Below are 11,891 nucleotides of genomic sequence, written 5' to 3'. Positions count from 1 at the left end.
TTTTTTTGCCTGCAAGGGTTTAGATTATGACGGTGTTGCATCTTAATACCCCCAAACATCATGCCGCTCATCCACTAGCTCGCCTCATCCCCTGGACGCTTTGGCGCAATGAATTTCAGTGTCATACGGCTCATAAAAATCTTTGGATTTTCGCCTTAAGTCCTGCGAATTTACTCGCACGCTTGAATAACAGTTCTCATCCTTATAAAGCGATTTTATGTATGTTGTTACGCTATAAAGATGTTGCAACCGAAGCTCTCTTGTCTTTTATTTTGGCTATAAAAGCAGATCATCACGAGGATGTTCTTGATGCACTTTTGGTTATGGGACGGTTGGATGTTTTAAAACGTTATACAAATCACCCCGATGTCACAATCGATCCCCAAACGTTGCGACATTTCTGGATTTTTGGTTGTATTATCGCTGCAAAATACGGTTCTGTATCTTCCATGCAGTATCTGCAATCATGCTTAAGTGACGAAGAGTGGCGCAAGGTGTTACAGCGTAACGATTTTGCGGTGTATAGAGAGGCCGCAGTGAATGGTCATCTCGAATTCTTGCACTACCTTGAGGCGTATGATCAGCTTATCGATACTCGAAAGGTTGTCGAGTTGCAGAGTGCTCAAGTATTCAAAGAGGCGTTCACTCATGGCCATATAGATACAGTAAAACATCTCTATGCTTTTATGACACCAGAAGATGCGAACGCCGCTCTCGTAGCCGATGAATACAGCGTATTGCTGGATGCTGCCGGCAACGGCCATACGGCCATTCTAAAACTTGCGCAACTCTGGATAACTCAGGATCAATTTAAGACCATGATTCAGATAAATCACTTTCAGGCCTATAGAAACGCTGCGGCTCAAGGTCATAGTGATACCTTAATGTTTTTGAGTGACTGGATGCATCCAGAGGATATTCGAGCTGCTCTTAGTTTTAATTCCTGTGAAGTCTACCGTGAGGCGGTGGCGCAGGGGCATGTTGATTTGCTGCGTTATTTGGAGCAATGGATTACTCCGGAACAGATGTGCACAGCAATAAAAGAGAATTGTTTTGAGGGCTACCGCAAAGCGGCTTCTTATGGACATTTGGATGTCTTACGCTATTTGGAACATTTCATGCTTCCTGCGGAACGTTACAGAGCCGTTGCAGCAAATCAATTTGAAGGCTACCAGCAGGCGGCTGCTCATGGATATTTGCAGATATTGCAGTACCTTGAATTGCATATGCTGCCACATCAAATTAAAGCAGCAGTTACCGCCGATTATTATAAAGCGTATCGTATGACCGCTTTAAACGGCTACCTTTTGCCCATGTACCATATAGGGCAGCACTTGAATTCCGCACAAAGGCATGCCGCATTTCAGGCAAATAAATTTCAAATGTTTCGTGTTGCGGCCAAAGGCGGATACATCAACTTACTTGAGTTGTTAAAAAAAGTTATAGAGGACTCAGTCTGGAAGGAGGCAATTGCCGCAGAGGATTATAAAATCTACACAAAAGTTGCAGAGTGCGGCCAAACAGACGTTTTGCAATTGATGGAACGCTCACTAAGTGCTGAACAACTGTCCGAAGCGCTTTCTAACTATGACTCTGATGCCAATTATCTACCCTGTAACTATGCTGCAGAAAATGCGCACCTCGAGACCGTAAAGTACCTTGAATCGAAGATGACAGAACAACAACTCTGTGAGATGTTTGATGACAGTAAAAACCCTTTTGAAGCAGCGGTATATTATGGTCATATAGACTTAATCAAGCATTTCGAATCTTATCTTTTACCGTGGACTGTGATCGATGTAATCAGTGCAAATGGTTGGCGTAAATTTGAACATGCTGTTTTCAATAATAACCTAGCTGTAGTGAAATTTATTGCCACTTATATGAGTCAAGACGAGATAGTAACGTGTATAACCAAAGAGGATTATTTTGTATATCGTCAGGCTTTCGCCAAAGGTTGTCTACTGAGCCTTGCTTTTCTTGAACAGTATCTGCAGAAAGATGAAATTCGAACCGCTCTTAAGTACAACAATTACTCGTTATATGGTCAAGCCATGCAGTATGGCGGCCTTGCTGCGCAACACTATTTTGAACGTTTTATGGCGTATGACGAGGTACGTGAGGCCGTTAAAAGCTCTAATTTTCAGTCCTTGCGATATGCTCTTTCAGGCGATGATCTGAGTCTTGTGGCGCATTTGCAAGGCTATGTCTTGCCTGATGAGTTAAGAGAAGTATTTGCTAATAATCAATTTGGCCTTTGGCGTAATGCTGTTTTGTCGAATAAAATCGAGACCGTAAGATACCTGCAGGATTTTATGTCCCTTGAACAAATGCAACAGTCATTAGCGCACAATAACTTTGGCTCATTTATTCAGATGGTTGCCAAAGGGCATATTGAGACACTGAATTATTTGTTTGCAATAATGCCCTTAAGTTTTATGCAATCAGCAGTACAGGCACAAAATTATGCAGCCTACGCAAAAGCTTTTTTGTGTCGTAACGATGAGGTTGTGTACCTGATAGAACGTCATATGACCGCTACCCAAATCCAGGCGGCGGTTCTGGCAGATAATTGCCTTGCTTATTTTCAGGCAATGCAAGCTCCTGAGAACCTGCATCATGCGGAAAGACAATTAAAACATATCGCACCAAACCAAATCCCTGAGCGAATTCTTGCCAATATTTATCTTAGCGCCATAGAAAATGGCCAGATATCTACTCTGCGTTATTTAGAGCGTTTTATGGGGTACGATCTACTGAATATGGTTGTTGATTGTCTTTGTGGTTTTGAAGATTTTGCAACAATTTTTGGCATTGCGCCCTGTTATGAGTTTGATCTTTTTGCTACCGCCAAAAAATATCCAGAGGTGATCTGGCATCTGTTGCAGCATCTGATTTTTCTGGAATGGATGCTTTTTGATCAAAGGAATGAGTGTAGTGATGTGCTGTATCCCTTTATCTTTGAGCGTTGTGAAGGATGGCGTAAGACCTCTGAGTTTTTTGCAGTGCATTATCCATCAGAAGTATTTACTCTCAGTGAGGGCAATACTCTCCTTGCTTTACGTCTGGCAATTGCGCTTATAACAATTAATACAGAGGTATCGCACGAGTATTTTCGCTTTTTACTCGGTATTCCCAGTGTCCTTGCGCAAGCGCATGCTGATGTGCATGATGAGCAAAATGCTCTTTTGCGAGCAGCTTATCGGCACGGAAATCAAATGGCTGCCGAGCTGCTTATGACTGTACCTATGGTGTTTACTATTGCACGCGCCGCTAATTTTTATGAAAATGACCTTGCCGGGCATGTGGATCTGCGTGCCATTGCACAGGATAGTGAGTCGTCTATGCGCAGCTTGTCTGCAATAGAGCTTGGGCGTTTATCTCGTTTGAAAGAGCATTATTTTCCAGATGAAGAAAAAAAACAAAACCAAAACAAAGCACTGCGTATGGTGCGTAAACTTCGTGGCTCTCTGATTAAAAAATATCAGAAAAATCCCGCAGTTATCACTGTTGAAAACAAGGACTGTATCTTACCGTTAACCTGGGATGAATTTCAAAGCCTTAATCTTGCGGAGGATGTATATAAAACCGCATTAAAACACTATTATTTGCACCCTGTTCATACTGCTCTTCGCTGGTTATTAAAGCCCAACCCCTGGTTGTCTGTGGATGCTTTTTTTAGCGAGGGTGATCGATTTTGCGGTTTAGGGTATTCATCTTTTGAACGGTTTATTCCGGAAATTGCATTATTTTGGATGGCAGCAAAAGACAAAGACAAGGCGGCTACTCCTACTGACGGGCACACTTACAAGGGGCGTATAGGACATTTCATCGCAGAGCTTGCCCTCCTCAACAGAGCACATAATTGGGATGAGTACCGTCCTGATGGTGGGGCAAAACAAGAACAGTATGACGATGGTGAGGGAGATAAGCCAAGCTGTCCTCTTGGAACTTTAAGTCGTCTTTTTAATTCGCTAATTGGACACCCTTTTTTGAGCCCTTTGGGTACCGCATTGCTTGATCAGGAACTGCGTGACTTTGCAAGAGCACATTTTATCAAGCGCATTACCTCAGAAAATATGCAGCAGCTTGTGGATGCTTTGAGCGCAATCGATGAGCCCAGTGAGGCGCAGCAGGCGGTTTTGCGCAGTCTGGATATATCATCTGAAGCATTTGCTGCGTTTATTGCCCGTTTATCTGTAAAATATCTGGCAGAATGGTTGACCTGTCATACAGAGCACCTCAAGAATCGTATGGAGTTTAAACCCGGTGCAACCTTCCATGTCACCCGACTTTGGAACCTGGTTGATTTTCCTGAGTTGCTTGAGCTGTGTAGAAATAAATTCAGTACAGGCTCATCTTCATTCACTTTCTTTGCCGCAAGTAGTGGTGCTTCCTCGTCATTATCACTACCTCAATCCGCATGTGACGATTCAGCGAAGCGTCTACGTGATGAAGAGGATATTGCAGAAGAACCTGCAAAGCGTTCTCGTAATTCTTAAGAAATGAACTGCGGGAAAAGGACGTTTTTCTCGCAGGTTCACCTTTAAAGATTATATGCCCATTGCTCGGGAGTTGCTGTGCACGTAAAGGGCTTGGTTAGTGCGCATCATCCCAATTAGCGCCTGTGCCTATAGAAACCAGCAAGGGTACCGATAACTCAACGGTATGCTCCATTAGATTATGGATAATTTGCGTGCAGGATTCTACGGCATCTTTGCGAACCTCAAAAACCAATTCATCATGTACTTGCATGATCATTCGGGCAGGAGGAGAGCTTTGTGTCTGTTGCCAGTGTGCAACGGCAAGCATGGTCTTTTTTATGATATCTGCTGCGGTACCTTGCATAGGAGCATTGATTGCCATTCGCTCGGCAGCTTTTTGGCGCATCATATTACGGGCATTAATTTCGGGCAAATAGAGACGTCTGCCGAATAGTGTTTCTACATAACCTTGTTGATGAGCTTGTTTTCGAGTTCTATCCATATAATCCAGAACACCAGGGTAACGATGAAAATAGGTATCAATGTACTGCTGGGCATCCTGACGTTCCACTCCAAGTTGTTTGGCCAAACCAAAGGCAGACATCCCATAAATCAAACCAAAATTTACGGCTTTTGATTTTCTTCTTTGTTCTGATGTCACCTGATCAAGTGGTGTTTGAAAAATCTCGCTGGCTGTTGCTGCATGAATGTCCCATCCATTGGCAAAAGCCTTCAGTAAATTAGCATCCTGTGATAGATGCGCCATGATGCGTAATTCAATTTGTGAATAATCAGCCGCAAGAATGACGCAGTCCGGGGGGGCAATAAATGCTTTACGAATTAATCTGCCTTCTTCACTACGGATAGGTATGTTTTGTAAATTAGGCTCACTGGAGGATAAGCGTCCAGTTGCTGCGACTGCCTGATTATAAGATGTATGCACACGGTGTGTGGTCGGATTAATCTTTTTGGGCAAGGCATCAATGTAGGTTGAAACCAGCTTGCTCAGACTGCGATATTCCAGAATGACTGCGGCAAGTCTGAAATCAAAAGCCAGCTCCTGTAAAACGGACTCTGCTGTAGAGGGCTGTCCGGTTGGTGTTTTGGCCAGTACCGGTAACTTGAGTTCATCAAATAAAATTTCCTGTAATTGCTTTGGCGAGTTTAGGTTAAACGGTCTTCCAGCCAAGCTTAAGGCTTCGTTTTCCAGTTCGCCAATCCGTTCTTTTAATCTGTTACCATGCGTTTTCAGTGTTATTGGATCAATTAAAACACCATATCGCTCCATATCCGCCAGTACAGTGAGTAAGGGCATTTCAATGGTCTGCAATACTTCTTTTAGTGGTTCATCCATCATAGGGTATAGGGTGTGATGCAGTTGTAATGTCACATCGGCATCTTCTGCTGCATAAACTCCAGCTGTAGCAACAGGTATTTGGTCAAATCGCAGTTGTTTTGCCCCTTTTCCAGCGATATCCTCAAAGCTAATGGTTTTATGGCCTAAATATTTTAAAGCCAGCGTGTCCATATCATGCCGTCCGGCGCTGCTGTTGAGCACATAAGATTCCAGCATGGTATCGTAGGCTATTCCTTGTAAGGTGACCCCATGATTTTTAAAAATACCGTAATCATACTTTATGTTTTGGCCAATTTTTTTAATTTCAGGGGATTCCAGAACGGGTTTTAAGGCAGTGAGCACTGCATCACGATTGAGCTGGGGGCTGCCATCGGTATGCATCAAGGGTATGTATACCCCTTTTCCATGTTCAATAGCCATGGAAATACCAACCAGCTCTGCTGTCATCACGTCAAGGCCTGTGGTTTCGGTGTCTACAGAAAAAATGGAACATTGCTCCAATTGGTTTAAGTAGTGATTGAATTGGTGTTGGGTTGTGATGATCTCACAAGATGCACTCGAGGAAGGTGCGGCTTCATTGGTTTGGACTGGTTGAGTGTCCTCTTGCCCCAATAATTCTTTCAGCCAGTTTTTGAACTCCAAGTCACGAGTCAGTTCGATCAACTGTTCTTTATCCACCTGTTTCGGTTTTAACTCATTTAAAGTCAGGGGCAGATGCACATCAGTTTTAATGGTCACCAGTTTTTTGGATAAAGGCAATTGCGGGATACAAGCTCTTAAATGTTCGCCAATTTTACCGCCTATTTCATGGGCATGCTCAATCAGGTTATCTAGGGTTTTGTATTCCTCCAACCACTTAACGGCAGTTTTGGGGCCGCATTTGGTTACTCCGGGAACGTTATCTACCGAGTCGCCTATGAGCGTTAGATAATCAATAATTTGTTCAGGCGCCACCCCAAATTTTTCTTTAACACCGTTAATATCCATGCTGTAATTGCTCATGGTATTGATTAATGACACGTGTTCATTAACCAATTGTGCCATGTCTTTATCTCCGGTCGAAATGACAACTGACACTCCTTGCTGTGTTGCCTGATGAGCCAGGGTACCAATCACGTCGTCTGCTTCAACACCATCAACAATCAACAAAGGCAAACCCATAGCTTGCAAGAGCTGAATTAGGGGCTGAAATTGAGAACTAAGTTCAACAGGCATAGGCGGCCTGTGGGCTTTGTATTCAGGATACCACTCATCACGAAATGTTTTTCCCTTGGCATCAAAAACTACCGCCAGTTCTTCCGGCTGGTAGTCCTTAATCAGTTTTTTTATCATGTTGGCTACCCCATAGATTGCTCCAGTGGGTTGACCCTTTGAATTGGTTAAAGGAGGTAAGGCATGAAATGCCCGAAAAAAATAAGATGATCCATCAATCAGAATTAACGGGGCTTTCATAGTTATTCTGCCTCTTTGGGGGCTAAGTGTTTATTGAGTAATGCGACCTGCTCAGTCAGTGTTTTGATGTTTTTTCGCATTAAAGGAATACGATTTACCGACAATTCATGTTTGATTGCCAAATCTTTGGGACGAGCTGGACTGCCCAGATAAACAGTGCCCTCTTTTAAATGTTTGTTTGGCGGTACACCGGTACGTGCCCCGAGTACTACGCCATCGTCAATACGCACGTGATCGCTGACACCGACATTCGCTGCAAATATGACGTTGTTACCTGTGGTGGTACTTCCGGCAATTCCGGTAAACCCGCATAAGATGTTGTTTTTACCCAGTTTGACAGAATGAGCCACCTGAACCAGATTATCGATTTTAGTCCCTTGACCAATTACGGTTGCCCCCAAGGTGGCTCTATCTATTGCGGTATTGGCGCCAATTTCCACATCGCTTTCAATAATAACTCGTCCCAAATGAGGCACTTTCAGGTGTTGTCCATCAGCAAAAGTGTAGCCAAAGCCATCAGAGCCAATCACAGTTGACGCATGAATTATGACTCGAGCACCTATTTGCGTGTGGTCATATATTGTTACGTGCGGATGTATGGTGGTATGGTCTTCTATTACCACATCATGACCAACATGTATGTGACTTTTGAGGACGCAGTGATTACCTATCTTGCTTCCTGATTCGATCACCACATAAGGGCCTATAAATACATCCTTACCCAGTTGAACTCCTTCACCGATAACTGCTGTGGGATGAATGCCGGCAGTTGATTGTTTTGGCGGATTAAAATGGTGGAGCAATTGAATAAAGGCTTTAAAGGGATGAGGAACTTGAATTAATGGCTTAATGGAGTTGCTCGTTCCCTGTCCTACCAAAATGGCAGCAGCTTCAGATTGCTCTGCTCGTTTAATATTGTCTTCGCCCTCTGCAAAAACCAAAGAACCCGCAGTAATATTATCTATGGGTGATAACGAGGATATTGTTATTGCCCCATCGCCTATAATAACTCCCTGAACCAGATGTGCAATGTCACTAAGTGGAGTATTCATTCATTAACCTGTTTATTCTGCAAAATAGATCGATTATATACGCCTTAATCCCCATTTTCGAGTTAATACGAATAGAAATCGCTGCTATTTATTTTAATCTGATTTTTTGAGTGTTTTGCGCTTGGCCGGTTTTTTTGTTGAGTACATGGCTTGATGAGTTAATGTATTCTTTTTCAATAGAAAAAAACAGCTAAATAAGGTATAAAAACAATGAACCCGTCCTTAATTGAGCCGGTTTTAATACATCGTTATCCTATGAGCCTTTTTTGGGGGCTATTTGATTTTGTGGGCAGCATATTGCTTGATGAATTAAAAATTTTTTAAAGATTTATTGAAATGACAAACACGTTTTGTGTTTGTCTGAGCGTTACAGGATGATTAATCTGATATCAAAAGGATAGGATATGTTTAAACAAATAATGGGTGTTGGACTTGGTGCAACTGTTTCATTGAGTGTTTGCGCAGCACAACTAGTGTATGAAGAGGAGATGCCAGTACTTTGGTCATCAATAATTACTTTAAGTGGCGGTGCATCCTGGGCTGCTCCAGGGCAAGATCAATATCTTTATCCTGAGCCCATCCCACGCTTTAATTATTATATTTATAATTCAAAAAGTAGTGCTTTGGGCAATGCAGAACTTTTTTTTGGACTGCAACGGATGGTAAGACCAGATATTCTGGGGGAGCTGGGCTTAGGTGTGGCCGGAGCCACAGATGCTACCGCTACTGGTACGGTCAATGTTGATGGAATTGGTGATCTTTATTCTTTTCAATATAAAGTGAATCATGTCAGGGTTGAGATGAAAGGCCGACTCATAGGTCATTTGATTCAACCGGTTCAACCTTACATCAGTGGAAGTTTGGGCGCAGGATTTAATCACTCACATGGGTTTAATTCACTGTCAATAAGTCCTTATTTATATCCCTCGCCCTGGTTTGCTGATGAGACTACTGTTGCTTTTTCTTTTACACTCGGTGCAGGCGTGCAAATGATACTAAATCCTAACTGGCAATTGGCGCTGGGATATCAGTGGGGTGACTGGGGTAAAAGCTATTTGGGTGGCGATGGTAATACCATTACCAAAGGGCCGAGGTTAAGTCATTTATACACAAATGAAGTCTTGGCGAGTTTAAGTTACGTGTTTAACTAGTCTTCCCCATCAGCCATGGGGACAGGGCTAATGGGTTATTATCCTTGGCGCAAAAAGGCAGACTCAGGATAAATAATTAGCCCCTGAATTTGCAAAGTACCAGTGCTGCGTTTGCCCCACCAAAGGCAAAATGATTGGATAATGCAATATCTATTTTTTTAGGGCGGCAGACATTGGGCACATAGTCCAGATCGCAGGCGGGATCTGGGGTGTGTAAATTGATGGTGGGTAAAAGCATGTCGTTTTGCAGGCATAATGTTGTGGCTATAATTTCCATTGCCCCTGCAGCACCTATAGAATGCCCGGTCATGGCTTTTTGAGCAGTGATGGGTATGTCATAGGCTTTTTGACCAAATACTGATTTGATGGTTTCGGTTTCAGTACTGTCGTTTAATTGAGTGCCTGTACCATGTGCGCTAATGTAATGAACGTCGTTTGTCGATAATTTTGCATCGTTTAATGCCGCATTGATTGCCCTTGCTTGTCCTTGAGCATGCGGTGCCGTAACATGAAAAGCATCGCAGCTGGCACCAAAGCCGATAATTTCTGCAAAAATTTGCGCCCCTCGTGCTTTGGCTTGTTGAAGTTCTTCCAAAATCAGAATGCCAGCACCATCAGCCATTACCATTCCGTCTCGGTTTAAATCAAAAGGACGACTGGCTCGCTCGGGATTTTCATTATTGGTGGACATTACTCGCAGTTTGCACCAGCCAGCCATGACTGATTCCCATAGCAAGGATTCAGTGCCGCCACATAAAGCAGTGGTAAGATTTCCTTGCGAGATCTGTTTATAGGCTGTACCTATGGCCTCTGCTGAAGAAACACAGGCATTGGAAATGGTTGAGTTAGGGCCGCCTATCCCAAAAGCGATGGCTATATGATTTGCCACTGAATTAGGCATTCCTCTAATCACGCTAAGTGGGGGGATTTTTTTCCAGCTTTCAGTATAAAATACCTTATAGCCCAACTCTAACTCAGGGTGACCACCAAGACTTGTGCCAATAAACGTTCCGGCATCAGCACGTTCCTGCGCAGTAAGCCCGGCTTGTTCTATAGCGTGATGTGCGCAGTACAAGGCATATTGAGCCGCCTTGGGATATCGTTTGCTTTTATTAAACTCTGGAAGATTATCAAGCGATAAATCGGTGATTTCTCCGCCAATTTGCGTTGTATAAGGCGAGGGGTCATAGGCTTGTATTCGTTTAATTCCACAAGAACCCTGAACCGCAGCATTCCAAAATTTATTGATCCCAGTCCCTATGGAGGAAGTAATTTCCATTCCAGTAATCACAACCCTTTTTTTCATTAACGATCCTTTTAGTCCAATAAACAAAGCCTTCCCTAAGGCCAACATCAGCAATACTAAAGGTGAGGTTTAAATCATGTCAAGTTCTAATTGTGATGACACATAGGAAGAACACCCCATCTTTTCATTAAAACAAGCACGGTGTTTTTCCAAGGCATAAAGAAGGTTGCATTACAGTTGTTGTAATTTTTTTAGGTTAATTTCCCAATAATCACATGCATTCTGGATTAGAAATCCAAGTCTGGAATACAGATTAAGCGCTTTGAGATTATGAGTTTCTACATCCAGATTAAGGTGGGGTTTTCCCTCGATTAAGGCCTGATTGATGCAATAGGTAATTAATGATGTTCCCAAGCCTTTACCTTGATAGGCTGGTAATATGGCAATATCAGAAAGAGTGGCGCCATCGTCTTGCCAACGAATATGCGCTTTTCCTATGGGTTTGTTGTTTTGCAGGGCGATAATAATTTCATATTCCCTGCCTTCTATGATGTGTTGGAACCGTTCAATTGACTCAACATAATGTTTAGGGAAACATGCTTTGTCTATGGCGGATAAAACGGGAATATCATCCATATTGGCTTTACGAAAATTTAAAGTGTTATTGTTTTCAAGTAAAGGGCTTAGTTCCTCTCGTTCCATGCAATATTCACTGTGCAAATAAGTAAATCCTTTAGCGAGCATCCATTGGTCATTGAGATGAGATGGACTTGAAAAAATTAAGCGATTAAATTCGTGACCCTTGATTATAGGCATAATAGCTTCGATGAGTTTTTTTGCTATACCTTGCTTTCGTTCTGAAGGCTTTACCAAAACCGCTATTTCAACCGCATCTTCATAAAAGAAATAGACGCTTAAAAAACCGGTTAGTTGTTCTTTTTCGTTATAATAAAGCACACTGGCTGGCAAACTACGTGCTTGGCTTAAAATGTGGGGATAGGTATTGGGTATGCTGCCATCAGATTGTTTACAGAAGGCCACCAACGCCTCCAGTTCTTTGAGCTGTTGGGGATTTAGTTGATTTACACTGGTAATCATAGTGGTATTATTCTAGTTAAAATCATTATTGTTAAGATTAGCCTGTTTTTT

At 42.7% G+C, this 11,891-nt stretch carries 6 protein-coding genes; 2 read left to right on the top strand and 4 right to left on the bottom strand.

Annotation, left to right across the window (positions count from 1 at the left end):
* Positions 1-26: 26 nt before the first annotated feature.
* A complete protein-coding gene (locus tag Lwor_RS03040; protein ID WP_058492428.1) occupies positions 27-4,502 on the top strand; it encodes an ankyrin repeat domain-containing protein in 4,476 nt (1,491 codons plus the stop codon).
* A gap of 97 nt (positions 4,503-4,599) precedes the next feature.
* Here the strand turns inward: Lwor_RS03040 and polA are convergent, their stop codons facing one another.
* Together polA and lpxD are read right to left on the bottom strand one after the other, a co-directional pair.
* A complete protein-coding gene (gene polA, locus Lwor_RS03035; protein WP_058492427.1) occupies positions 4,600-7,293 on the bottom strand; it encodes a DNA polymerase I in 2,694 nt (897 codons plus the stop codon).
* Between the two features lie 2 nt (positions 7,294-7,295).
* Positions 7,296-8,345: a UDP-3-O-(3-hydroxymyristoyl)glucosamine N-acyltransferase gene (lpxD, locus tag Lwor_RS03030; protein WP_058492426.1), complete on the bottom strand. Its 1,050-nt coding sequence runs from the start codon at positions 8,343-8,345 to the stop codon at positions 7,296-7,298.
* 404 nt (positions 8,346-8,749) lie between these two features.
* On the opposite strand from lpxD, the gene Lwor_RS03025 reads away from it, so the two are divergent.
* Complete coding sequence (locus Lwor_RS03025; RefSeq protein ID WP_058492425.1) at positions 8,750-9,496, top strand: outer membrane protein; 747 nt, start codon at positions 8,750-8,752, stop codon at positions 9,494-9,496.
* Positions 9,497-9,572: 76 nt separating this feature from the next.
* Here the strand turns inward: Lwor_RS03025 and Lwor_RS03020 are convergent, their stop codons facing one another.
* Together Lwor_RS03020 and Lwor_RS03015 are read right to left on the bottom strand one after the other, a co-directional pair.
* Complete coding sequence (locus Lwor_RS03020) at positions 9,573-10,802, bottom strand: beta-ketoacyl-[acyl-carrier-protein] synthase family protein (protein ID WP_058492424.1); 1,230 nt, start codon at positions 10,800-10,802, stop codon at positions 9,573-9,575.
* Positions 10,803-10,973: 171 nt separating this feature from the next.
* On the bottom strand, positions 10,974-11,840 hold the full coding sequence (locus Lwor_RS03015; protein ID WP_058492423.1) for a GNAT family N-acetyltransferase: 867 nt from the start codon (positions 11,838-11,840) through the stop codon (positions 10,974-10,976).
* Positions 11,841-11,891: the final 51 nt, after the last annotated feature.

The sequence above is a fragment of the Legionella worsleiensis genome, from assembly GCF_001467535.1.
In the GTDB taxonomy this organism is placed as follows: domain Bacteria; phylum Pseudomonadota; class Gammaproteobacteria; order Legionellales; family Legionellaceae; genus Legionella; species Legionella worsleiensis.
This window is presented reverse-complemented; position numbering and strand designations above follow the sequence as displayed.